The sequence below is a fragment of the Novosphingobium sp. TK46 genome, from assembly GCF_055361525.1.
In genome coordinates this window covers 2,734,377-2,758,191 of the sequence record NZ_CM143963.1, presented here as the reverse complement: position 1 = coordinate 2,758,191, position 23,815 = coordinate 2,734,377, and the positions used below count along the sequence as shown (strand labels likewise).

Here is a 23,815-nt window from a genome sequence, read left to right as displayed (position 1 = left end):
AGATTAAGCCGCACTGGTCCGACCCGGTAGCTTTCGCGGTAGGGTAATCTGGCCTATCCGCTGGCCGATGAGGCTGTTTGTGTCTTCACGGCAAGAACCACAGTTTGGCGACGTCGCGGCGCCAGGTCCGCTCGTGATCGAGAGACCCGACGCCCGGGACGGCGATCGGCGACGCCCCCCGACCCGATCGCGCCGCTGGGCGCGGCGCGTGTCGCTATTGATCGCGACGCTCCTGTTGGTGATCTTCTGCCTCGTCTGCTGGCTCGCGCTGACGGCGCCGGTTTCCAAATCGTTGGAGCCGATATCGCCACCGGAAGTAACATTGCTCGCCGCCGACGGTACACCAATCGCGCGCAACGGTGCCATTATCGAGGCGCCGGTCCGGGTGAACCGACTTCCGCGCCATGTGGTGAACGCGTTCCTCGCGATCGAGGATCGCCGGTTCTATCACCATCTGGGTCTGGATCCGCGTGCACTCGCCCGGGCGGCCTGGAGCAATGTTACGACCGGCCGCACCCAGGGCGGCAGCACGATCACGCAACAGCTCGCCAAGTTCACGTTCCTGACGCCGGAGCGAAGCCTAGGACGAAAGGCCCAGGAGGCCCTGATCGCGTTGTGGCTTGAGGCGCGGCTGCCGAAGGACGAGATTCTTGGGCGGTATCTATCCAACGCCTATTTCGGCGACAACGCCTATGGTCTCCGCGCCGCCTCGCTCCACTACTTCCATCGGCAGCCGGAAAAGCTGCAGATCGGGCAGGCAGCCATGCTCGCCGGTCTGGTGCAGGCGCCTTCGCGACTGGCGCCCACGCGGAACCTGAAGCTGGCAGACAAGCGTATGCGGCTGGTTCTGGGTGCCATGGTCGAGGAAAGCTATCTCACCGGCGCCCAGGCATCCGCCATCGGCACGCCTGCCCTGGATGTGCGCAGCCGCACTGCACTGCCGACGGGAACCTATTTCGCCGATTGGGCGCTGCCGCTCGCCCGCAAGTCGGGCGACGCCGGCTATTCGCGAAAGACCTATACGACGACGCTCGATGCGCGTCTGCAGGCTGCTGCGCGCAACGCGACCCAGGGCCTCGTCCCATCGGGCGCGCAAGTTGCGCTCGTCGCCATGCGCACGAACGGCGAGGTCGTGGCAATGCTCGGTGGTGCGGATTATGCCGCCTCACCGTTCAACCGCGCCACTCAGGCGCGGCGTCAGCCAGGCTCGACCTTCAAGCTGTTCGTCTATCTTGCCGCCTTGCAGAAAGGCCGGGAGCCGGACGATCGGATCGACAACGAACCGTTCGCAAGCGGCGCCTATCGCCCGCGCAACGTGTCAGGGCGGTATTCGCGATCGATCACGCTCGCCGATGCCTTCGCGCAGTCGAGCAATGTGGCCTCTGTCCGCCTTTTCAACGAAGTGGGTGACGACGCCGTCGTCGCGCTTGCCCATGATCTTGGGGTAAAATCGCCCTTGCCGCTGCAGGATCCCAGTCTGGCGCTCGGCACGTCGGGGATGACCTTGCTCGAGCTTACGGCAGCTTACGCAGGCGTGGCCGGCAATCGCTACCCGGTCGTCGCCACGCCCTTCACGGCCGAAGACGAGAGCTGGGGCGATTGGCTGTTGGGCCGCCGCAAGAGCCTCTCCGAGGAGGATCACGACAACATCGAGAGCATGTTGCGCAAGGTCGTCGAGCGCGGGACCGGCCGCGCCGCGAGGCTTGCGAGAACGAGTTACGGAAAGACCGGCACCAGTCAGGGCAATCGGGACGCGCTGTTCGTCGGCTTTTCGGGAGATCTGGTCACAGGCGTATGGATCGGCCGTGACGATAGCCAGCCGCTGAAGGATACCACTGGGGGTGGCGCCCCGGCACGCATCTGGCGTCGATTCATGCGTCAGGCGCTGAGAGAGGAAGGTGCACCGTCACGCCGCGCCGACCCGCGCGGGCCTGTGCGACCGCTCGATCTGTCGAAGAACGACCTGGCCCGCGCGGCCGGCATGGGCAAACTCGACATCAGCAGGAACGGCGCGGTGATCTCCACCAAGATCGGGGGAACGCCGATGAAGCTGCGCATCGGCACACAAGGCATCCAGATCGACGCCGACTGATCGACCCGGCGGCAGGTCATAGATCTGGCCTCTGCCCTACATTCGATTTGCCCTACTTTATCGATGGCGCAGTTTCCCTGATTGTTGCGGTCGGGAATGCCGCCGCATCAGCGCGTTGCAACCGGTATCGACCTCGTCGGGACCACGTTGCGCTTTGCTCGAAGATGGCAGCCTGGACGGACCACGAGGCTCAAGCCTCATCGAGAGATGCGCCGATGACCGACACGACCGTAGCTCAAAAACCCTCATACATGGTTAGCGCGCCCGTCACGATGGGCCTCGACAACCTTGGCAGAGTGCAGGGAGGCCCGATCAAACAGGCCTTCTTCACGCATTTTCAGCCGGCTTTCCTGATCGCCGTCGTGGCTTTTTACTATTACGCCCCGGATGCCTGGATCAAGCCGTCAGTCACCTTGTGGATCGGCCTCGGCGTCAAGTTCTTCATGCTGGCGATGGAATGGGTCAGCCCGCGCTACAAAAGCTGGCAACACACCTGGAAGGAACTGGCCTGCGACACATTTTACGTCGCGATGGGCATGATGGTCGTGCGTGTCCTGTTTGGCCCGATCAGCAGCGAGGCGATCATTGGCTGGTTTCAGGACAACTTCGATATCGCGAAGTTTGCCTGGTTCATGGGGATGCCGCTGTTGCTGCAGGCGTTCGTCATCTCGTTCATCGGTGACTACTTCCAATACTGGATGCATCGCGGAATGCACAACTGGTACCCGCTGTGGGTCACCCATGCGCCGCACCACTTCGTCACCCAGCTCAACGTTCAGAAAGGCAGCGTCGGCAACCCCATCGAGATCTTCCTCATCGGCCTGGGCGTTGGCGGCATGTTCGACTTCCTGCCGCGTGCAGCCCTGCTTGCCGGCGCCTTCGGTCTGGCGGTGGGCACTTATCAGCATTGCAACATCCGCTTCAACACGCCGCGCTGGTGGTTCCGCATCTTCAACACGACAGAGCACCACAGCCTGCATCACGCGCAGGACTACGAGAGCACGCGCAGCAATTACTCGGGCACGTGGATTTTCATCGATCGCATGCACGGCACCTGCCGCGATGGTGAGGCGGAACTGCTCGGCCAGGAAGGCGGCCGTCGGATGTCGATCTGGGAGACGATGCACTACACCTTCTCGGAGCCCTACAAGCTGCTCAAGGCAAAGTACGGGCATCGCGGCCAGATGACCGCGGTTCCGGCCGAATGATCGACGCCGGCAGCATCGGGCTGATCCGAGCGAGCGATAGACGTCACCATCCCCGATCGACAATCCACGGAGAGGCGGCGTGAACCTGCGTACCATCGACTGGATCTGGAGGATCCGGGGGCGCATCCCGATCGCTTCGGCGCGATCGCCGGCGCAGGCGTTCGAACGGCTGGGCAAGCTGTTCGAGGAGCGCGGAACGTCGCACCGCATCGATCAGGCAACGCTGGTTTTCACCAAGAAGGATCAACTTCCGCAGGATCCGATGTCGGTATTCGACGGTGGCACGCTGCACATCAACGACGGCGTGCTGCGCTACGACATGATGAGCCGCGCGTTGCTGGCCTGCTTTCTGGCACCGCTGATGTTCTTCGCCGTGGGGCACATCGGCGTCGCCATGGACACCTGGCGCAATCCGCCCGAGCTCGCCAAGGCAAAGGCCGAGGCTGAAAAGAAGCGGTCCAGGATCAAGCCTGAAGATGTTCCGATGCACCCGATCGACCAGTTTCTCGGCGCCGCCAAGCCCGAGAAGAAGAAGGACGGCGAGGAGGCGACCGGCAAGCGCAACCGCAAGCCATCGATGAAGACAGCCTACGTCTTCATGGGGATCTTCTTCGCGCTCTGGGTTCTCGGCCGCATCCTCGAAAACGTCCTGATCCATACGCGAATTCGCAATCTGCTGGCGGGGCAACCATCGGACTTGGACGATCGCCTTGGCGCCGCGCAGACGAGCAGCATACGCTGAGCGCAAGGCGATCGGCCCAATCCAACATCTGATGCCGTAACGCTTCGGGTCTGCGATCCTTAATACGAAGACTCGAACGGAGCGCGACCGCCGGCTAAGTGGGATCGTCGCTTCGTCTCGGCTCCAGCAGATCGAGCATGCCTTCAACGTGAAGGCGCAGTTGCTCATGGCCTTGGGTGATGCCGACCGAGTTCTCCATCACCATCGCGCGACCCAGCGCCGCAAGGACCAGAGCCAGCACATCGGCCGCGATCATCTGCGGCGTGGCAGCGCCGATGGCTGCACGTTCCAGCACCGCCGCCTGCATCCGCCGATGCCTGAGCACGAACGCGGCCATCTCGCGCTGGATCACCGGCCAAAGGTTGGCCAGCGCCATGAACTGCGTGGCCAGAACCGTGCGTTCGCCATCACAGTTGTACTCCCACAAGGCCCGCAACGGCTGATCGGATCGCAGCGCACCCGCCAGGATCGTTTCCGACCGCTCCGCAGAGCGTCGGTATGCCGCCAGCAGCAGGTTTTCCGTCGTGGCGAAGTGATAATGCACCAGCGTCGGGCTAACGCCCGCGTCGCTTGCCACGCTGCGGGTGTTGACGACGGCATAACCCTGTCGCTGCATCAGCCGCTCTACCGCATCCAGGATCATCGCCCGCGATTGTTCGGCGTCCAACCGGCGCCGCTTCATCATACCCCTGCCCTCATCATCACGCCGCTGTGCCCCGCGTTGACGGTAAGAACAAGTGGGCTTACTGATCAAACACTCAGTAATGATCCGGGCCTGCTTACGCGAACAGCGAGAAGATCGAGACGGGTAAGCGAACGAGAGGATTGCAGATGTCAGCAACGGCCAAGGTCGCCATCGTCACCGGTGCCAGCCGCGGCGCCGGACGCGGTATCGCCCGCGCCTTGGGCGCGCATGGTTGCACCGTTTACGTCACCGGGCGGTCGCAAAACGAAGGCGACGCGAGCATGCCTGGCACGATCCACGCGACAGCCGCCGAAGTGACGGCGGCCGGCGGGCATGGCATCGCGGCCAGATGCGATCATTCGGACGACGCGCAAGTAGCGGCTTTGATCCAGCGTGTGATCGGCGAACAGGGTCGTATCGACATCCTCGTCAACAATGCCTGCGCCATATCCGATGCGCTTTCGACACCGGGCCAGTTTTGGGAGAAGCCGATCGAGATCGGCAACATGATCGATGTCGGCGTGCGAAGCGGCTTCGTCGCAAGCTGGCACGCCGCCCCGCACATGGTGCGCCAGGGCAAGGGACTGATCGTGTTCACGTCCTCCGCGGGATCGATGCATTATTGCTTCGGCCCGGCATACGGCGCTCATAAGGCCGGCCTCGATAAGATGGCTTTCGACATGGGGGTCGACTTCGCCGATGCCGGCGCCGATGTCGCCGCCGTGTCGATCTGGATGGGTTCGCTTGCCACGGAGCGGCTGCTGACCATGATCGAGACCATGCCCGACCAGTTCGGCCACCTGGCCGGCACTCTGGAATCGCCGGATTACACCGGCCACGTCACCTGGGCCTTGTTCAACGATCCGGACATGATGACGCACAACGGCCGGACGATCATCGGTGCCGAAGCGGGCAAGGCATATGGCATCATCGATGCCGAGGGGCGCTTCCCACCGTCGGCACGGGATCATACCGGCGCCCATCCTCCGGTCTATGCGGCCTACAAGGTAAAGTGAGATGACCCGGCCCATCCCCGGACAAACCCCGGCTCCGGCGGATCCGCCGCCCCGTTTGCCACCACTGCCTGTGGAGGCGTTCACCGACGAGACCCGCGCTTTCTTCGGACGCTGGACCGGCGGCTTCTTCAAGGATGCGGATGCGAACCCACCGCTGATGACGTTCGCGCATCACCCGAAGCTTGCGGACCTGTTTTCGCAGTTCAACATTCATCTGCTCACCACCAGCACGCTGCCGGTCAAGGAGCGCCAGATCGCCATCATGCGCACGGTGTGGCTCTGCGGTTCGACCTACGCCTGGTCGAGCCACCTCAACACCAGCATGCTCTATGGCCTGTCCAGCGACATGTACCACCCGATCCAGGTCGGCCCTGACGATCCCTATTTCGCCGGGTTCGAACGCACGGTGATGCGGGCGACGGATGAGCTGGTGCGCGACCATGAGGTGGGCCACGAAAGCTGGACGGCGCTGGCACGCCAGTGGAACGAGCAGCAGATGCTCGACTTCCTGTTCACGGTCGGGGCCTATGTGCTGACAGCCGGCGTGATGCGTTCGACCGGCATCCAGCGCGAGGAGGACTTGCGCAGACTTGCGGCGCAATTCGGCGCGCCATGAACCTTCGTCGGACGATAGATGGCAGCATGAGCCAATCCGCCTCAGCCACCGCGCAGCAATTGCACGCCCCAATCGCGCTCGAACAGATAGAGCAGCACCCTCGCCGCATCGCCGCGCTCACCCGATAAGCCACCATCGCGCTCGATCAGCAGTCGCGCGTCGTCATGCGCGACGGGGAGGAACTTCTGGATCTGCTCCAGCGTGGCGATGCGAAACGGGGAATCGCCTGACTGACGCGTGCCGAGCAATTCGCCGCCGCCACGCAATTCGAGGTCTTCCTCCGCCAGCCGAAACCCGTCCTGGGTCTCGCGCATGAGCGCCAGGCGCTTGCGGCCGGTTTCCGACAGTTCGCCGCCGCGCAGCAGCAGGCACGTCGACTTCTCCGCGCCGCGTCCGACGCGTCCACGCAGCTGATGCAACTGTGCAAGGCCGAAGCGTTCGGCCTGCTCGATCACCATCAGCGTGGCGTTGGGCACGTCGACCCCGACCTCGATCACCGTCGTCGCCACCAGCAGCTTGGCCGCTCCAGAGGCGAAGCGCTCCATCGCGGCATCTTTCATCTCCGGGCGAAGCTGGCCATGAACGAGCACCACGTCGTCGCCGAACCGCGCCTTCATTCCGGCATAGCGCGCCTCGGCGGCGGCCAGATCCTCGCCCTCGTTTTCGCGCACCATCGGGCACACCCAGTACGCCTGCCCGCCGCCATCGATGTGCCGGGAGAGCGCGCCGACCACGTCGTCCATCCGTTCGATCGCCACCACTCGCGTATCGATCGCCTGACGTCCGGGTGGCAGTTCGTCGAGGCGGGAGACCTCCATCTCGCCGTACTGCGCCAAGGTCAGCGTGCGCGGGATCGGGGTGGCGGTCATCGCCAGGAAATGCGGCGTGCGCCGGCCTTTCTTCGCCAGCAGCAGCCGCTGGCTGACGCCGAAGCGATGCTGTTCGTCGATTACGGCCAGCGCCAGGTTCTTGTAGGCGACCGCCTCCTGGAAGATCGCGTGCGTGCCGACCAGGATGTCGATCGAGCCATCGAGCAGCCCCATCAGGATCGACTCACGCGCCCTGCCCTTGTCCCGCCCGGTCAGCAGCGCGACTTCCACGCCGGTGCCTTGCAACATCCGCATCAGCGTCGTGTGATGCTGGCGTGCGAGGATCTCGGTCGGCGCCAGCATCGCCGCTTGGGTGCCGGCCTCCACCGCGATCAGCATCGCCGAAAGCGCGACCACCGTCTTGCCGGACCCGACATCACCTTGCAGCAGCCGCAGCATCGGCGCCTGTTGCGCCAGATCGCCCTCGATCTCGGCGATGCAGCGCGCCTGCGCCCCGGTGAGCGCGAACGGCAGCTTGAGCTTGGCGCGCAAGGTGCCATCGCCCACCAGCGGCGTGCCCTTTTGCGAGCGGTTGCTGGCCTTCACCAGCATCAGCGCCAGCCCGTTCGCCAGGAGCTCGTCATATGCCAGGCGATCGCGCGCCGTCGGTGCGGGGCGGCGATGCGCTTCCCTCAGCGCATCGCGCCAGGTCGGCCAGCCCATCTTCCCGACCAGACCGGCCTCGCACCATTCCGCCAGATCCGGCAAATCCTTCAGCGCCTGCCCAACCACACCGGTGATCCGCCCCAGCGTCATGCCTTCGGACAGGCCATAGACCGGCTCGCGCACTTGCCCGGCGAGCTTCGACGCGGACTCCTCGACATGATCGGGATGCACGATCTGGAGCATCTGGCCGTACTGGTCGAGCCGTCCGGCGACCCAGCGCTGCTCTCCCACCGGCATCGCCTTCTTCCCCGAGTAAGCGGAGCGGCCGAAGTACGTGATGGTGCAGACGTTACCCTTCGCGTCCTCCGCCAGGATGCGGAAAGGGCCGCGCCCGGCGGCGCTGCGATGCTCGCGCACCGTCAGCGCGACGATCACGTTCTCGCCCACGGTCGCCTCGTCCAGATCGGCAACCGCGTGCCGCTCCACGAAACGCTCGGGCAAGTGATAGATCAGGTCGCGCACCCGCGTGAGCCCGAGCTTCTCGAGCGGACGCATCAGCTTGGGACCGACGCCATCCAGCGCCTCGCTCTCTACGAACAGGGGATTGAGCGCTTCGGGCCGCATGGCGCGCCTTCTAGCGCGTGTTGTGCCCATTTCGCCAGCCGCCACGGAACATGCCGGTCACAAGGATCGTTCCTGATTCACATAGATCAGCAAAAAGGAGAGACCATGCTGCTTCCTAAGGGAACCGCGATCGCCGTCGTCGACGGCACCAAGTTCGAATTCTACCGCAACACCGGCACCGAAGCCGAGCCGAAGCTGAGCGCGGTTGAAACCCCCGAACTCGAGTTGACGAACTTCAGCGCGGGCGCTCGTATCAACGATGGCGGCGCACGTCACTCGGCGCGCACCGGCGACGGCAGCAATGATTCGGTCGACGAAAGCGCGCATGCGATCGCGGTAGCGGATTGGCTCAACAACCAGGTGCTCAAGCACAAGCTCGATAGCCTGGTAATCATTGCCGACCCCAAGTCGCTGGGCGAGATGCGCAAGCGCTATCACAAGCAGCTGGAAGCCGTGCTGGTGAAAGAACTGTCCAAAACGCTGACCGGCCATCCGGCCGCTGATGTGCTCAAGGCGCTGAAGGACTAAACGCCTACTGACCTCACTCTTAGCCATTCCCGCGACAACGGGAATGGCGGGAGCAGGTTCACCATCGTTGCCCCTACTGCATCTTGCTCAAATCCCCTTCGCCGATTACCTCGCGCCCATGTCCTCACCCAATCCCGGCCCCGAACTCACGCCACAGCTCGCCCGCATGCGCTTTCGCGCCTGGCACCGCGGCACGCGCGAAGCGGATTACATGATCGGCTGCTACTTCGACCGCTTCCACACCGAGTGGTCGAACCAGGACGTGCAATGGTTCGAGGATCTGCTGCAGGAAGAGGATCACGATATCCTCGCCTGGGCACTTAAGACGCAAGCAGTGCCCGAGCGCTTCGACGGCGCGCTGATGACGCGGATGCAGCTGCTCGACTACGTCGACATTCCACGGTGATCTGGGGCGCGTGCCGCCCTCGTTCTTGTCGAACCATGCCGCGAGCCCTATCGGCTCGGAACCGTTCACCGCACCTGCGAATTTCTTAGACCACATGCCTGATCTTAATCGGATACTCTCCGCCAAAACGCCACTCACCCTGTCCTCCGTCGTTCGGGGCGCGCAGCCGCTCGTCATGGCGGACTTGGCGCGGGCGTCTCACGTCAAGGGTGGGCGGGTGGTTTTCGTCGCGACCGCCGATACCGAGATGCGCAGCGTTGCCGATGCCGCGGCGTACTTCGCGCCTGAACTCGACGTTATTGAGTTCCCGGCGTGGGACTGCCTGCCATACGACCGCGCCAGTCCTGCGCTGTCGGTCAGCGCCAAGCGCCTGTCCGCACTGCACCGGCTTCAGGCCAAGCGCGAGGCGCCGCAGCTTCTCGTCACAACCGTTAATGCGCTGCTCCAGCGTGTCCTGACGCCGTTCCGCATCCGCGAATCCGTGCGCCTGCTGATGCCGGGGCTGGAAATCGGCCACGAGAGCCTGATCGCGCTGTTGCGGCGCCAGGGTTACCAGCGCAGCGACACCGCGATCGATGCGGGCGAGTTCGCGGTGCGCGGCTCGATTTTCGACATCGTCCCCTCGGGCCTCGAACAGGGCCTGCGGCTCGACTTCTTCGGCGACGAGCTGGAAACGCTGCGGCTGTTCGACACCAGCACCCAGCGCACCACCGGTCCGGTCGACGGCCACCTGCTGCTCCCCGCCAGCGAAGCGCTGATGGACGAGGATACCGTCAAGCGTTTCCGCGCCCGCTATCGCGAGAAGTTCGGCGCCAATGCCACCAGTGATCCGCTCTACATGGCCGTCAGCGAAGGCCGTCGCCTCGCCGGCATGGAGCACTGGCTGCCCTTGTTCGAGGACCGGCTGGTCACGCTGTTCGACCACCTCGACAAAAAAGACCTGATCGTCCTCGACAGCGCCGCGCAAGGCAGCGCCGAGGAGCGGATCAAGGACATCGCCGACTACTACAGGTCGCGCATGGAGACGTCGGGCCAGAAAGCCGGCAGCTATCGCCCGCTCGGCGCGGACGCGCTCTATCTCACCGCCGACGAATACGAGAGCCACGCCGCACAGTGGCCCGCGCACCGCGCCGACCCGTTCGCCCAGCCCGAGAGCGACCGCGTCATCGACTTTGGCTTCAGCAACGCCCGCGATTTCGCGCCTGAGCGCGCCCGTGGTGACAACGCCTATGAAGCCGCCGCCGCGCATCTGCACAAGGTCGCCAAGTCCGGCCGCCGTGCGCTGCTCGCCGCCTATTCGACCGGCAGCCGCGCGCGCATCACCTCGATCCTGGGCGAAGCCCTAAGTGGATCAGGGGGGGCGCCCGAACCGGCGCTCGCAGCGAACTGGCAGGACGCGCTGGGCAAGGCGAGCAAGAGCCGCCCCGCCGCCTTGGTGCTGCCGCTGGAAACCGGGTTCGCCAACGCCGAGCTCGAGATCATCACCGAGCAGGACATTCTCGGTGACCGCCTTGTGCGCCGCAAGAAGAAGCGCAAGGATTCCGACGCCTTCCTCGCCGAACTCGCGGCACTGACGCCGGGCGACCTCGTGGTCCACATGGAACACGGTATCGGCCGCTACGAGGGCCTGCAGTCGATCCCGGTCGGCAAGAGCCCGCACGACTGCGTGATGCTGACCTACTCGGGCGGCGACAAGCTCTACATTCCGGTCGAGAACCTCGACGTCCTCTCGCGCTATGGCAGCGAGAGCGAAGGTGCCTCGCTCGACAAGCTGGGCGGCGAAGCCTGGCAGCGGCGCAAGGCCCGCCTCAAGGAGCGCATCACCGAGATCGCCGGCGAGCTGATGAAGACCGCCGCCGAACGCGCGCTGCGCCACGCGCCGATCTTCGAGGCCGAAAGTTCATCATTCAACCAGTTCGTCGAGCGCTTCCCGTGGCAGGAGACCGACGACCAGGAGCGCGCGATCCAGGATGTGCTCGGCGATCTGTCCGAAGGCAAGCCGATGGACCGGTTGGTCTGCGGCGACGTCGGCTTCGGCAAGACCGAGGTCGCCTTGCGCGCTGCCTTCGTCGCGGCGATGTCCGGGCATCAGGTGGCGGTGGTCGCGCCCACCACCCTGCTCGCGCGCCAACACTTTACCGGCTTTTCGGACCGCTTTTCCGGCTTTCCGCTCAACGTCGGCCGCCTGTCGCGGCTGGTCACCGACAAGGAAGCGCGCGCCACCCGCGAGGGCGTGGCCGATGGCACCATCGACGTCGTGGTCGGCACGCACGCGATCCTGTCGAAGACCGTCGGGTTCAAGAACCTCGGCCTCGTCATCGTCGACGAAGAACAGCGCTTTGGCGTCACCCACAAGGAAAAGCTCAAGCAGCTGCGCGCCGACGTGCACATGCTGACGCTGACCGCCACGCCGATCCCGCGCACGCTGCAGATGGCGATGAGCGGCCTGCGCGAACTGTCGACCATTCAGACGCCCCCGGTCGACCGCCTCGCCGTGCGCACCTACATCATGGAATGGGACGACATGGTGATGCGCGAGGCGCTGCTGCGCGAGCATCACCGCGGCGGCCAGAGCTTTATCGTCGTGCCCCGCATCTCGGACATGGCCGAAGTCGAGGAATGGCTCGCCAAGCACGTGCCCGAGGTCAAGTCGATCGCTGCTCACGGACAAATGAGCCCAACCGAAGTCGAGGAGCGCATGAGCGCGTTCTACGAGGGCAAGTACGAGGTGCTGCTCTCCACCACCATCGTCGAAAGCGGACTCGATATCCCGCGCGCCAACACGATCATCATCCACCGCGCAGACCGCTTCGGCCTCGCCCAGCTCTACCAGCTACGCGGCCGGGTCGGCCGTTCCAAGCTGCGCGCCTATGCCTACCTCACGACCCCGGCCAACCAGACCCTGTCCGAAGTCGCCGAAAAGCGCCTCAAGGTGCTGGGCGATCTTGATAGCCTAGGTGCCGGCTTCCAGCTCGCCAGCCACGACCTCGACATTCGCGGTGCCGGCAACCTGCTGGGCGATGAGCAGTCCGGCCACATCCGCGAAGTCGGCTTCGAACTCTATCAGTCGATGCTGGAGGACGCGATCCTGATGGCGCGCGCAGGCGGCGCGGCGCTCGAGAAGAGCAATGCCGGCCTGTCCCCCCAGATCACGGTCGAAGCGCCGATCCTCATCCCCGAGGAATACGTGCCCGACCTCGCGGTGCGCATGGCGCTGTACCGCCGCCTCAACGACGCCGACAGCACCGCCGAAATCGAGGCGATGTCCGCCGAGATGATCGACCGGTTCGGCCCCCTGCCCGATCCTACCGCCAACCTCGTTCGCCTGATCGAGATCAAGCGCCAGGCGATCGACGCCCACATTGCCAAGATCGACGTGGGTGCGCGCGGCTCGCTGGTCAGCTTCCACAACGACGCCTTTCCCAACCCCGAAGGCCTGATCGCGTACGCCGCGCGCCTCGAAGGCACGATCAAGCTGCGGCCCGACAACAAACTGGTGATCACCCGCGTCTGGGGCGATCCCAAGTCGCGGCTGAACGGGTTGTACCAGTTGACCAAGGGCCTCGCCGCGATCGCGAAGAAAGCCGCCTAGCGTCCTCACGCGCTTACGCTATCGCAAACATTTGCGATTAGCGTGGCTGTCATGGCGACGTTTGCCCCCGTTGTATCCGGCAAAGGCTCGGAGGTTATAGCGAAGTCCTTTGCGATTTCGCTCTCCACATTGCTGGCGCTCATGCTGATCGCCGCCGTCACCATCGGCTTGCGACTGGGTACCTTGTGGACCGAGAAGCTCGATTGGGACGAATGGAGCTTCATCCTGATGGGCGCCGATGTGGCGCAAGGCCATTTGCCATTCGTCCACCAGTTCGACCTCAAGCCACCGCTGATCTTCTTTCTGTTCGGCGCTACAATCGCGGTGTTCGGCAAGAGCCTTGTCGCGATCCGCCTGCTGGGCGCACTCTGCGTGTTCGTCGCCGCCGGCTTCGTGTTCTTGTCGGCTCGCCGGGTCGCTGGATTCTGGCCCGCGCTTGCCGGAGCCTTGCTGACGGCCACGCTCGCCTCGGCGCCGTATGGCCTGGCGACGAGTTCGGAACTTCCCGCTATAGCTTTCCTTGCTGCGGCGACATGGTGCCTGACACGGCGGCGCTTGCGCGCGCGCGATGCCGCAAGCGCCGGCGTTCTGATCGCACTGGCAGTGCTTTGTCGCACGAATCTGGCGCTGGTCGCCATCGTCGTCGGCGCCTTGCTCATAGCCCGCAGCCTTCGATCGCGTTACAGTTCGGACCGCCTTGCCTGGGTGGCGTTCGGCGCTGCCGGTATGGCGCCGCCAGCCGCTCTCGTGCTCACCTACGCCATGGCCGGACACCTGGCGACACTGAAGCTGGCGATGATCGACGTGCCGCTGGCCTACTCGGGCCAACTGGGTGCGATTGCGCTGGCCCGGCAGCACGTCACGCAGTTCTACTATACCGCGCAGGCCTTTCCGCTCCTCTACGTGCCCGCCGGACTGCTGGTGATCTTGGGTGCCATCGCCGCATCGGTCGCGCTTTTACGCCGAAAGGGTCGCGCAAACGCATGGTGGCTGCTGGTCCTGTTCGCGATCACCGGGGCCGTCGCCGCTTCGCTGCTGATCGGCGGCGCGGCCTATCCCCACTACTGGTTGCAGCTCGCGCCTTTCGCGGGGCTGCTCGCCAGCTTCGGCATCGCTCGATCTTCGCGCATGGCAGGCCCCTTGCGCCTCGTCTTGCCGGTGCTGATCGCCCTTCCTGTCGGAACCGGCCTGATTACATCACTGTCTTCCGCACCCAGGAGCTTTGCCAGCACCCATGACGCGCAACGGGCAGCGGCCTACATCGCCCGTACCGGCGGTTCGCACCCGACCGTGTGGGCGCTGCACGAGCATCTCGTGCTGTGGTATCTCGATGCGCCGCAACTCTCCCGCGCAGGCGTTCATCCCGACAACCTGGCGCGCCGCGCCATCATCGACACGCTGGCCGCTCACCGCTACGTCGGCCCGGACGAGGTCGGCCGCCTCATGGCCCTTCGCCCCGCTTTCGTGGTGACGGACGCGGGCGGCAAAGGCCTGTCTTGGGTGCGTGCAGACGGGCACGCGATTGATCCGTGGCTGGGCGTTTACTACCGCCGCGAGGCGCGCCTTGGTGATGTGCTGGTTTACCGGCGCCGGTGATATCGAAGCCTAGCTTGAAACCGCGACCAGTTTAGCGAACATCGCCGCACTCATCGGCTGGGCGCGGATGAACCCCTGATAATACGCGCAGCCTTCCGCCGCGACGCGAGTGCGCTGTGCCTCGCTTTCGATGCCCTCGGCGATCACTTCCAGATCGAGCGCCTGTGCCATCGCGACGATCGCACGCAGCACCGCCCGGTCACGCCGATCACGCCCTATCCCCTCGATCATCGACCGATCGAGCTTGAGGTAATGCAGCGGGAGCACCTTGAGATAGCGAAAGTTGCAAAATCCCGCGCCGAAATCGTCGAGCGCCATGCGGATACCGTTCGCCGCGAATTCGGCCATGATCTGCGCCGCCAGCCCGACATCTGCGATCAGCGCCTGTTCGGTCACTTCCAAAGTCAGACGATTGGGTGGGAAGCGGCTTTCGCGCAATTTGTCGAGCAACTGGCGCGCATAGCTGCCGAACGCCAGATCGGCTGCGGTCACGTTCAACGACAGCCGCAACTGCCCCGGCCACTGGCAGGCTATCTCCAGCGCCTTGCCGGCGATATGGCGCGACAGCGGTGCGATATGATCGGTGCGCTCGGCGATCGCGAACAGGGCGCTGGCACCGATCCGTCCAAGCTCCGGGTGGTTCCAGCGAGCCAGCGCCTCCGCTCCGACCAGATTATCCTCGGGCAAGCTGAACTGCGGCTGGAACAACACCTCGATCTCGTCGCGCTCGATCGCGCCCAGCAGGTCGGCTTCCAGTTGTGCCGAAGACCGTCCGGGCGGCGTCGCCTCGCCGTTGGCCCACACGATGCGTGCGCCCTGCATGAGCGTCGCGGCGCTCAGCGCCTGTCCCAGCCGATCGAGCATGAGGTCGATCGTCTCGCCTCCCAGCATCCGGACCAGGGCAATCCGGGGAGACAGGCGCAGCACGCCGGATGGTAGCGTGATCGGGCGTGCCACGGCCTCGCCCAGTTCGTCAGCCACCAATTGCCACCGCTCGCGGCTGCAAGGCTCGGCTGCCAGCAGGAGGAACGAGCCACCGCCGGCGCGCGAGACCATCCAGCGCCCCTCAAGCTCTCCGGCGGCGAAGTTCATCATCCGGCTGGCGACCTCTTCCAGCGCATCGTCGCCCGCCGCCTCGCCATAGGCCAAATTGACCGCATCGAAGCGGCGCAGGCCGATCAGCAGCGCATGCAAGTGGGTGCTGCCCTCTTCGACGCCCTCGGTTTCCATCCATTCGGCGATGCGGCCCCGTGCGGTCTCGAGACCGGCACTTCCCGACAGGCGGTCGCGAACGGGCTCACCCTGCTCCGCAGCTGCCTTGTCGTCGACGCCCAGAGCGGCGGCCTCGTGTTCGCGATCGTCGACCGGCGGCGATGAGACATCGCTGCTTTGATGAAGTTGACGTTGGCCGGGCATCGGTACCTCATACCGCGAAACACCTTGCCAAACACGTCTAAATTGGACAGCCCGCCCATCGGGCGCGATGTTGCCGGAGTGGCGGCACGGCACCCCCGGGCAGGATGATGTATGAGCGAGCACTCGAAGCCAGCGACGCCCAAGCTCGCCCTGATCGTGTCTGATAGCCCCAAGGCACAGGAAGGCGCCGAGGAGCTTCGCCGGTCGCACGACTGGGTACCCCCGGCCGAGGCCGATGTGCTGGTCGTCGTCGGCGGCGACGGCTTTCTGCTGCACGTCCTGCACGAGATGCTCGAATGGGACGACATGCTGCCCTGCTACGGCGTGAACCTTGGCACCGTCGGCTTCCTGATGAATGGCCCCTTCGATCCCGACAGAGCGATCGCAACGCGCGTAGAGGAAGCACATGCCGTCTCGGTTCGGCCTCTCGAGATGCATGTCACCAACCAGGCGGGCAAGGAATTCTGCTACTACGCCATCAACGAAGTCTCGCTGCTGCGTGAAACCCGGCAGACCGCCAAGCTGGAGGTACGGATCAATGGCAAGGTGCGGATGGAGGAGCTTGCGGGCGACGGCATTCTGGTGGCGACCCCCGCCGGATCGACCGCCTACAATCTTTCCGCAGGAGGTCCGATCCTGCCTCTGGGGTCGCGCATGCTGGCGTTGACGCCGCTGAGCCCGTTCCGCCCCCGTCGCTGGAAAGGGGCCATCCTGCCTGAAAGCGCCGAAGTGGAATTTCGCATCCTCGACCCGCTCAAGCGCCCGGTCGCGGCCGTCGCCGATCAGCGCGAAGTGCGCGAGGTCCGCGATGTCCGCATCAGCGCTTGTCAGAGAAAGGAACTGACGCTGCTGTTCGACCCCGGCGCAAGCCTGGAGGAACGTATCTTCGCCGAGCAGTTCCAAGTCTAAGGAATAGCGACGGCCGGGCTGCCGACACCGCCGCTGCACCATCCATTTAGAGCAGGATGTTGGCTCCCCGAGTAGGATTCGAACCTACGGCCATTCGATTAACAGTCGAATGCTCTACCGCTGAGCTATCGGGGAGCAGCCGCGAATGTCTCCATCCGGGCAGGGGTGCGCGTATAACAGGCCGAATTTGTTTGGCAAGCGCAGATCGGACACGAGCCTCAAGGTTTGGGCTCGAAAACGTTGTAGATCGCATCCGCCGAGCCGACGATGCTGTCGTTCACGCGAAACAGTGCGCGGGTAAAAACCATGCGCCGTGTCCTGCGGACTAGTTCGGGCGCACCGATCAGGAGGCTGCCGACCGGTACGGCGGCGGCGAAATGGTACTGCAGCTGGGCGGTGGAACACCAGGGCCCACCCAGTTCGTCGACGACGACGATTCCCATGGCTATATCCGCGAAGGTGGTCAGGGCACCGCCATGAACGACGCGCAAGTGATCGTTGGCTATGGCGTCGGCGCATGGCAGGCATACTTCACGCGCGCCTGCCGCCCCGCGCATCCATAAGGAACCTATCGCAGCGGAGAACGCGCGCGTGGGGACGCGGGTCCATCCGTCCGCAGCCAGATCAGCGCCCTCTGGAAGACCGTTGCTCAGACCTGGTTGCCCAGACCGGCGGCATGCTTGGCTGCGATCCACCCGAACGTCATCGATGGTCCGACGCTGGCGCCGGCACCGGGATAGACCTTGCCCATGGGGGAGGCGGTCGCCACGCCGCAGGCATAGAGGCCGGCGATCGGTGTCCCTTCCGCCGTCAGCACCCGCGAATCACTGTCGCACACGACGCCGCCGTAAGTCCCGACATCGCCCGGCACGATCGGGATGGCATAAAACGGGCCCTTCTCGATCGTGCCCATGCACTTGTTGGGACCGTCCTTGAAGAACGGGTCGCCGAGCCAGTTGTCGTAGGCACGCTCGCCACGGTGGAAATCCTCGTCCTTGCCGCCGCGCACGAAGCCGTTCCAGCGATCGACCGTCTGCTTCAACGCCGCCGGGGGAACTTTGATGGCGTCGGCCAGACCCTCGACGCTGTCGGCGCGGCGCATCCAGCCCGATTCCAGCCACTTGGCCATGTTCTTCTTGGCCGTGCCCTTACCCGCGACGGCATACTCATCCATGTACTGCTGGTCCATGATCGCCCAGCTGGGGATCGCTGGAACCGTCCGGTTGCGGATCAGCATGTTCTCGCAGAACTCCTCGTACGATCCACCTTCGTTCATGTAGCGGACGCCCGATTGATCGACCTGGATCGCATGCGGCTTGCCGGTCGTGCTCTGGGTACCCGGCTTGACGTAATCGGTGTCCCAACCGGGAGCCTCGCTCATCTGGAAGCCGACCATCTGGTCCATCTGGCCCAGCCTGGCGCCCTTGCGTTCAAGCTCGACGTGCATGTCGCCGGTATCGCTCTCGATACCGTTGGACCACTCCTTGCGCGTGCCGGGCATATACCTGTCACGCATCGCCTGATTCTGTGAAAAGCCGCCGGCGTTGATCAGCACGCCCAGATTGGCGCCGATCCGCCAGGGTTTGCCATTCCTGACGGTAACCACGCCCAAGGCCTTGCCGTCCTCGACGATGACCTCGTTCACCGGAGAATCGACTCGAATGTCGGCCGCCTGCTTGTCCAGCACCGCCTTGAGCATTCGGCCCTGCAGCGCGGCGCCGGCCGTGACCCAGTGGCGCCCGGTCAGCTTGCCGAGCACGACCTTGAGAGCGATCTTGAAGAAGATGCGTTTGATCTCCCACGAATGCTTCATGAACGGCAGCTTCATGCCATCGTCGAGCTTGGCCGGGACTTCGAGGAAGCCCTGCCGCAGCTTGGAGGCCCATTCCTTGCCAAGTTCCTTCTTGTCGAAGGGCAGCGCGGTGACCGTGCGGCTCGTCTTCATGCCGCCGGGCAGTTCGTCGTAATAGTCGGGCCAGAATGTCGATCCACGTTCGATCTCGACACCCTGATTGACGATGAAGTCGAGCATGCGGGGCGCTTGCGCAACGTAGGTGCGTCGCCGCTCCGGACTGGTGCCAGGCGCGTCGTCGCTGTCCTGGATCAGCGCCTCGAGATATTCGACGCCCTTTTCCACGCTATCCTCGCCTGGATCCATGAAGCGATTGGCGGGGATCCACATCACGCCCCCCGATTTGCAAGTGGTGCCGCCCACCCAGAGCGCCTTTTCCAGGATCACCACCGACTTGCCGGCCTGCTTCATCAGCAGTGCCGAGCTCATCGAGCCCGCGCCGCTGCCAACCACTACCCAGTCGAACGTTTCGTCGAATTGCGCCATTGAATGCCTCTCCACCGGTCGTTCCCGGCCCGTTGCTGCGCAAGTGTTCAGCACGATCGGCTTCGCGGCGCAATGGCGCGCGAGACCGCTCCGGCGATGCGCGGCTGCCACGAATGGGCGTGCCTGTGACCGAGACCACGGCTAAGACGCCGCGACAAACCCAGGGAGACCAGCCTTGACCGACGCCGCCCCGGCCTTGCCCAGCCTCGACACGATTGCGCTTGCCCGCGAAGGCCGCCTGTTGCGCATCACCCTCAATCGCCCCGATGCGATGAACGCGGTGAACCTGCAACTGCACGACGAACTGTGCGAGGCGCTGTGGTTCGCGCAGGGCGACACGGGATCGGACGTCATCGTCCTCACGGGCGCCGGGCGGGCGTTTTCAGCGGGCGGCGATCTCGATCATATCGAACACAATGCGCGCAACCCCCACCTGTTCGACCATGAGGCGCGCATCGCCAAGCGGATCGTCTCCACCCTTCTCGACATCGACAAGGTCGTGGTATGCCGGCTCAACGGCCACGCGGTCGGGCTGGGAGCGACCCTCGCCCTGCTGTGCGACGTCATTTTCGCGGCCGAGAATGCCAAGATCGGTGATCCGCATGTCGGGCTTGGATTGGTGGCTGGCGATGGCGGCGCGGTCATCTGGGCCCAACGTATCGGGCTGACGCGCGCCAAGGAATATCTGCTCACCGGCGACCTGCTCACCGCCACCAAGGCGGCCGAGATCGGTCTCATCAACCATGCCGTGCCGCTCGACGAACTCGACACCCACGTCGACGCGTTCTGCGCCAAGTTGCTCAAGGGCGCGATGGTGGCGATCCGCGCGACCAAGGTGCTGACGAACCTGGAGTTGAAGCGCCTCGCCACCGCGTTGATGGATGCCGGCATCGCATACGAATCCGTCAGTGTCCGCAGCGCCGACCATCTCGAGGGCATTCAGGCCCTCAAGGAAAAGCGCGCTCCGAACTTCATCGGTCGCTGAGCGCGAACAGTCCCATCCCCCAAAGCTGCTGCATGGCGCCGGGTGCGCAAGGTACAGGCTCTGAGGTTGTACCTGCGCACTGGTAACGATGCACCGCTGGCGGGTCCGCAGGAACCACAAGCAAACTCGATCGCTTCAGTCGCCTAGAACAGGAGTAATCGCATGCTTGGAAAGATCATCGGCGGCTTGGTGGGCGCAAAACTGTCGAAGGGTTCGCGCAACGTGAACGAGCCCGGCGGCATGGTGATGGGTGCAGTCGCGGTCGCCGCCGCACGCCGGTTCGGTATCCCGGGCATGATCGCTGCCGCAGCGGGCGGCTATGCCCTGAAGCGTTATCAGGAGCGTCGTCAGATCAACCCCGCAGCCAAGCGGCCGCTGTGAACAAGCGACGCGCAATTCCTAGTCTTTAGGCTTGGGCGTTACCCATATATCAACCGGCGCCACGAATTTTCCTGGCGCCGGTTTGCCGACGTCGATCCGCTCGGCGGTGACGAGTTCGCCGGTCTCAAGATTGAAGCTGATCCAGGGCTTGGGCATCCGCCCAAACGTCATCTTCTGAATGGGACGGCCGGTGGCCGTGTTCATGATCGTCGCGATAATTGCCATCGCCGCCCGTTAGCGACCGGATCGTCCTCGCGTCCACGTTTCCCACCAAGATATCGACAAGTCTCGAGTTGCAAGAAACTTCGCTTCGTCTGCGTGTTTTGCAAGTAGCGCTGCCTTGACGCTGCGGGGCGGCGCCACCCATTTGGGGCGCTTGCAAAATCACGGAAAGTTCAAACGCATGACGCAGTCACGCCGCGCCGTGCATCCAGCGCTCGTCACCCTGGCGTTGGCCATGGGTGCGTTCGCAATCGGCACCGCAGAGTTCGCCGCGATGAGCCTGCTGCCGTTCTTCGCGACCGACCTGCGGATCGATGAAGCCACGGCAGGTCATGCCATTAGCGCCTATGCCTTGGGGGTGGTCGTCGGAGCGCCGGTGATCGCGGTTCTTTCCGCGCGAATTGCCCGGCGCACGTTGCTTATCGGGTTGATGGCGTTGTTTGCGATCGGCAACGGCCTCTCCGCCTGGGCGCCGAGCTACCACGCTCTCCTGCTGTTCCGCTTTCTCGCCGGCTTGCCGCATGGCGCCTATTTTGGCGTGGCCGCGCTCGTTGCTGCAGCCATGGTGCCGCCCAACCGCCGGGCGCTGTCCGTGGCACGGGTCATGACCGGACTGACGGTCGCCACGATCATCGGCGTGCCCTTGGCAAACTGGCTGGGGCAAGCCTTCGGATGGCGTCTGGGCTTTGCAGTCGTCGCCCTGCTGGCGCTCGTGACGATGGTACTGGTCGCCTTGTTCGCGCCGCATGGTGCCGTCGATCGCAATGCCAGCCCCTTGCGTGAGTTAACCGCGCTCAAGCGACCGCAAGTGCTGCTCACGCTTCTGACGGGAGCAGTCGGCTTCGGCGGCCTCTTCGCGGTCTATACTTATGTCGCGTCGACAATGATCGAGGTAACCCATGTCTCCGAACGGTGGGTTCCACTGGTACTGGCAACGTTCGGCGTCGGCATGACGATCGGCAACCTCGTTGCGGGATGGGCTGCTGATCGCAACCTCAATCGCACGGCCATCATTCTGATGATCTGGTCGGCAGTGGCGCTCGCCTTGTTTCCCGGGGCATCCGGCAATGTGTGGACATTGGCGGTCGATATTTTCCTGATCGGCTGTGGAGGCGGGCTGGGCGCAGTGCTGCAGACGCGATTGATGGATGTCGCGGGCGATGCCCAATCATTGGCCGCGGCGGCGCATCACAGCGCCTTCAACGTGGCCAACGCACTCGGCCCCTGGCTCGGCGGCCTGGCGATCACGGCAGGGTATGGCTTCACCTCGACCGGGTGGATCGGCGCGGCGTTGTCGATCGCCGGACTTGCCGTGTTCCTGATCGCGCTGGGCTCGGCTCGCCGAGATGGCATTCGGGTGGCGGCGGCAGCTTAATCCTGAAGCGCACCACCACCATCCGATCCCCTACTAACGCGAACGACGACTTTCGCGAATGGCGGTGCCCACCAGAAAAGCCGTCGACACCAGAATCCCGCAAGTCAGAGCCGCGATGCTCAGCAATCCGGCAGGCGTCAGATCGAGCTCGGTCCTAAGCCTCACATGCTTGCCAACACGCACCACCGTGCGCGCGGTCTGCCGTGCGCCAAGCGCCCCGATCGCTCTCGATCGCTTGCCCTTCGGTTCACGCGCAGCGCGATCAGGGTCTGCCGGTTGCATCAACCTGGCAGCACCGGCTCGCCGAGAGCCTGAAACACCGCCGTGTAAGTCGTGCCGAAATCCTGCGAGTCCGTCTGGGTCAACTTGCCGCTTTTGGCCGCCTCACCCATCTCGCCCAGAAACGCCATCGGATCCTCGGCTTCCCATTCGTAGATCGCCAGATACGGGTTGGTATCGGAACCCATCAACTTGGCGACCAGCTCCCACCGACTCGCTTCGGTGAACCCGAACGTATTGACAAGCTCCGGCAGGTGCACCGTGTTGTACCAGTCATGGAACTCCTGCTCGCGCCCGGGAAGTGGGGTGGTGAGCGCGATCATCCGCATCTTGGGCATAGGCCATCCTCTCGTTGTTCAAGGCAACATCATCGACGGTGCGTATGCCTCTGACAAGCCTGCCTAGGCGATCGATGCACCCTCGCCAAATGCCGGGCCACGCAGGTGGATCGATCGACACAACCAATTTGACCCTAGTTGGCCTTTTAGTACCACGGACAAACACGTAGCCTGGGCTTATGCAACGTTACACGACGATTTCGCTGATCGAGAACCCCACGCGAGGCCGGGCCGAGCACTACAAGGCATTGTCGGGAGGACGCTTCCACATCGAGCCCTACGATAGTGTTGCGGAATTTCGTGGCGAGGGTAACGTGAATACGCTGATCCTGATCCACGACGATGACGAGGGCATCGACGCGCTTCTCGCCGACATGCGCAAACGCGATTACTGGGCTCCGGCCATCGGCTATGGCCAGGTCGTGGATACGGTGCGCTGCTCGCAACTGATCCTGCATGGTCTCATCGGGTACCTGCCGATGCCTGTCGATCGCGCCGACATGGAAGCGTTTCTCGACGGCGCCGCCGAACACCTGACCGCCTTGATCGACATGCGGCATGGCGCCGCGAGTGCCCGGCAAAAGCTGAAAAGCCTGACCCGCCGAGAGGCTGAGGTGCTCGATGGACTGCAGTCGGGTCTCACCAACCGCGAGATCGCCGACACGCTCGACATCAGCCCGCGCACGGTGGAAATCCATCGTGCCAACATGCTGCGCAAGATGGACACCAAGTCCGCCCTCACCGCCATCCAGATGAACCTGCATGCCAAGATCAACTGCTGATCGAAGTCTGGGCAACGATCCACCCAGGAAACCCGAAACGCCCCTTTGGATCTGACGAACGGTATCGTCTTGACCCGACGAGCAAAGCCGCCTAATGGCGCAAATCCTTCGTGAGACTACTCGCGCGGGATCATCGAGCTGAACATTGCCGCACAGATGCGCCGATCGTCAAGATTGGCTTGGGATGTTCTCCCGTATCATGCGGCAAAG

General features: G+C 64.2%; 21 protein-coding genes and 1 tRNA gene. 14 read left to right on the top strand and 8 right to left on the bottom strand.

Annotation, left to right across the window (positions count from 1 at the left end):
- The first annotated feature begins 67 nt into the window (after positions 1 to 67).
- The 3 genes from ACXJ1Z_RS13185 (at position 68) to ACXJ1Z_RS13175 (ending at position 4,042) form a co-directional block, all read left to right on the top strand.
- Positions 68 to 2,092 (top strand): transglycosylase domain-containing protein, encoded by a 2,025-nt coding sequence (locus ACXJ1Z_RS13185; protein ID WP_463777227.1) that lies wholly within the window; start codon positions 68 to 70, stop codon positions 2,090 to 2,092.
- 215 nt (positions 2,093 to 2,307) lie between these two features.
- Entirely contained in the window at positions 2,308 to 3,300 is a 993-nt protein-coding gene (locus ACXJ1Z_RS13180; protein ID WP_463777225.1) for a sterol desaturase family protein, read from the top strand.
- Between the two features lie 79 nt (positions 3,301 to 3,379).
- A complete protein-coding gene (locus tag ACXJ1Z_RS13175; RefSeq protein WP_463777224.1) occupies positions 3,380 to 4,042 on the top strand; it encodes a hypothetical protein in 663 nt (220 codons plus the stop codon).
- Positions 4,043 to 4,136: 94 nt separating this feature from the next.
- On the opposite strand, the gene ACXJ1Z_RS13170 is transcribed toward ACXJ1Z_RS13175, so the two are convergent.
- The gene (locus ACXJ1Z_RS13170; protein ID WP_463777223.1) at positions 4,137 to 4,727 is read right to left on the bottom strand and encodes a TetR/AcrR family transcriptional regulator; all 591 of its coding nucleotides are present in this window, start codon (positions 4,725 to 4,727) and stop codon (positions 4,137 to 4,139) included.
- A gap of 146 nt (positions 4,728 to 4,873) precedes the next feature.
- On the opposite strand from ACXJ1Z_RS13170, the gene ACXJ1Z_RS13165 reads away from it, so the two are divergent.
- On the top strand, positions 4,874 to 5,743 hold the full coding sequence (locus ACXJ1Z_RS13165; RefSeq protein ID WP_463777221.1) for an SDR family NAD(P)-dependent oxidoreductase: 870 nt from the start codon (positions 4,874 to 4,876) through the stop codon (positions 5,741 to 5,743).
- 1 nt (position 5,744) lies between these two features.
- Positions 5,745 to 6,359, top strand: coding sequence for a carboxymuconolactone decarboxylase family protein (locus tag ACXJ1Z_RS13160; RefSeq protein WP_463777220.1), 615 nt, complete (start codon positions 5,745 to 5,747; stop codon positions 6,357 to 6,359).
- Positions 6,360 to 6,400: 41 nt separating this feature from the next.
- Here ACXJ1Z_RS13160 and recG read toward each other — a convergent pair whose 3' ends face one another.
- Positions 6,401 to 8,458, bottom strand: a complete 2,058-nt coding sequence (recG, locus tag ACXJ1Z_RS13155) for an ATP-dependent DNA helicase RecG (RefSeq protein ID WP_463777219.1) — start codon at positions 8,456 to 8,458, stop codon at positions 6,401 to 6,403.
- A 105-nt stretch (positions 8,459 to 8,563) separates the two neighbouring features.
- Here recG and ACXJ1Z_RS13150 point away from each other — a divergent pair, with 105 nt between their 5' ends.
- The 4 genes from ACXJ1Z_RS13150 (at position 8,564) to ACXJ1Z_RS13135 (ending at position 14,580) form a co-directional block, all read left to right on the top strand.
- A complete protein-coding gene (locus ACXJ1Z_RS13150; RefSeq protein WP_463777217.1) occupies positions 8,564 to 8,986 on the top strand; it encodes a host attachment family protein in 423 nt (140 codons plus the stop codon).
- 118 nt (positions 8,987 to 9,104) lie between these two features.
- Positions 9,105 to 9,392, top strand: coding sequence for an FAD assembly factor SdhE (locus tag ACXJ1Z_RS13145; protein WP_463777216.1), 288 nt, complete (start codon positions 9,105 to 9,107; stop codon positions 9,390 to 9,392).
- Between the two features lie 94 nt (positions 9,393 to 9,486).
- Positions 9,487 to 12,984 (top strand): transcription-repair coupling factor, encoded by a 3,498-nt coding sequence (gene mfd, locus ACXJ1Z_RS13140; RefSeq protein ID WP_463777214.1) that lies wholly within the window; start codon positions 9,487 to 9,489, stop codon positions 12,982 to 12,984.
- 51 nt (positions 12,985 to 13,035) lie between these two features.
- Entirely contained in the window at positions 13,036 to 14,580 is a 1,545-nt protein-coding gene (locus ACXJ1Z_RS13135; RefSeq protein WP_463777213.1) for an ArnT family glycosyltransferase, read from the top strand.
- A 9-nt stretch (positions 14,581 to 14,589) separates the two neighbouring features.
- Here ACXJ1Z_RS13135 and ACXJ1Z_RS13130 read toward each other — a convergent pair whose 3' ends face one another.
- A complete protein-coding gene (locus ACXJ1Z_RS13130) occupies positions 14,590 to 15,996 on the bottom strand; it encodes an EAL domain-containing protein (protein WP_463777212.1) in 1,407 nt (468 codons plus the stop codon).
- A 111-nt stretch (positions 15,997 to 16,107) separates the two neighbouring features.
- Between ACXJ1Z_RS13130 and ACXJ1Z_RS13125 the strand changes: the two genes are divergently transcribed.
- Positions 16,108 to 16,905 (top strand): NAD kinase, encoded by a 798-nt coding sequence (locus ACXJ1Z_RS13125; protein WP_463777210.1) that lies wholly within the window; start codon positions 16,108 to 16,110, stop codon positions 16,903 to 16,905.
- 60 nt (positions 16,906 to 16,965) lie between these two features.
- Here the strand turns inward: ACXJ1Z_RS13125 and ACXJ1Z_RS13120 are convergent.
- The 3 genes from ACXJ1Z_RS13120 to ACXJ1Z_RS13110 form a co-directional block, all read right to left on the bottom strand.
- A tRNA-Asn gene (locus tag ACXJ1Z_RS13120) sits at positions 16,966 to 17,040 on the bottom strand.
- 83 nt (positions 17,041 to 17,123) lie between these two features.
- The gene (locus ACXJ1Z_RS13115; protein ID WP_463777209.1) at positions 17,124 to 17,462 is read right to left on the bottom strand and encodes a PaaI family thioesterase; all 339 of its coding nucleotides are present in this window, start codon (positions 17,460 to 17,462) and stop codon (positions 17,124 to 17,126) included.
- Positions 17,463 to 17,554: 92 nt separating this feature from the next.
- The gene (locus ACXJ1Z_RS13110) at positions 17,555 to 19,243 is read right to left on the bottom strand and encodes an FAD-binding protein (protein WP_463777208.1); all 1,689 of its coding nucleotides are present in this window, start codon (positions 19,241 to 19,243) and stop codon (positions 17,555 to 17,557) included.
- Between the two features lie 175 nt (positions 19,244 to 19,418).
- Here ACXJ1Z_RS13110 and ACXJ1Z_RS13105 point away from each other — a divergent pair, with 175 nt between their 5' ends.
- Together ACXJ1Z_RS13105 and ACXJ1Z_RS13100 are read left to right on the top strand one after the other, a co-directional pair.
- Positions 19,419 to 20,228: an enoyl-CoA hydratase/isomerase family protein gene (locus ACXJ1Z_RS13105; RefSeq protein WP_463777206.1), complete on the top strand. Its 810-nt coding sequence runs from the start codon at positions 19,419 to 19,421 to the stop codon at positions 20,226 to 20,228.
- Positions 20,229 to 20,390: 162 nt separating this feature from the next.
- The gene (locus ACXJ1Z_RS13100; protein ID WP_463777205.1) at positions 20,391 to 20,609 is read left to right on the top strand and encodes a hypothetical protein; all 219 of its coding nucleotides are present in this window, start codon (positions 20,391 to 20,393) and stop codon (positions 20,607 to 20,609) included.
- 18 nt (positions 20,610 to 20,627) lie between these two features.
- Here ACXJ1Z_RS13100 and ACXJ1Z_RS13095 read toward each other — a convergent pair whose 3' ends face one another.
- Positions 20,628 to 20,834 carry a hypothetical protein gene (locus ACXJ1Z_RS13095; RefSeq protein ID WP_463777204.1) on the bottom strand — a complete coding sequence of 69 codons (207 nt, stop codon included), beginning with the start codon at positions 20,832 to 20,834 and terminating at the stop codon, positions 20,628 to 20,630.
- A 178-nt stretch (positions 20,835 to 21,012) separates the two neighbouring features.
- On the opposite strand from ACXJ1Z_RS13095, the gene ACXJ1Z_RS13090 reads away from it, so the two are divergent.
- Positions 21,013 to 22,206: an MFS transporter gene (locus ACXJ1Z_RS13090; RefSeq protein WP_463777203.1), complete on the top strand. Its 1,194-nt coding sequence runs from the start codon at positions 21,013 to 21,015 to the stop codon at positions 22,204 to 22,206.
- Positions 22,207 to 22,487: 281 nt separating this feature from the next.
- On the opposite strand, the gene ACXJ1Z_RS13085 is transcribed toward ACXJ1Z_RS13090, so the two are convergent.
- The gene (locus tag ACXJ1Z_RS13085) at positions 22,488 to 22,823 is read right to left on the bottom strand and encodes a hypothetical protein (RefSeq protein WP_463777202.1); all 336 of its coding nucleotides are present in this window, start codon (positions 22,821 to 22,823) and stop codon (positions 22,488 to 22,490) included.
- A 179-nt stretch (positions 22,824 to 23,002) separates the two neighbouring features.
- Between ACXJ1Z_RS13085 and ACXJ1Z_RS13080 the strand changes: the two genes are divergently transcribed.
- Positions 23,003 to 23,605: a response regulator transcription factor gene (locus ACXJ1Z_RS13080; protein ID WP_463777200.1), complete on the top strand. Its 603-nt coding sequence runs from the start codon at positions 23,003 to 23,005 to the stop codon at positions 23,603 to 23,605.
- Positions 23,606 to 23,815 lie beyond the last annotated feature (210 nt).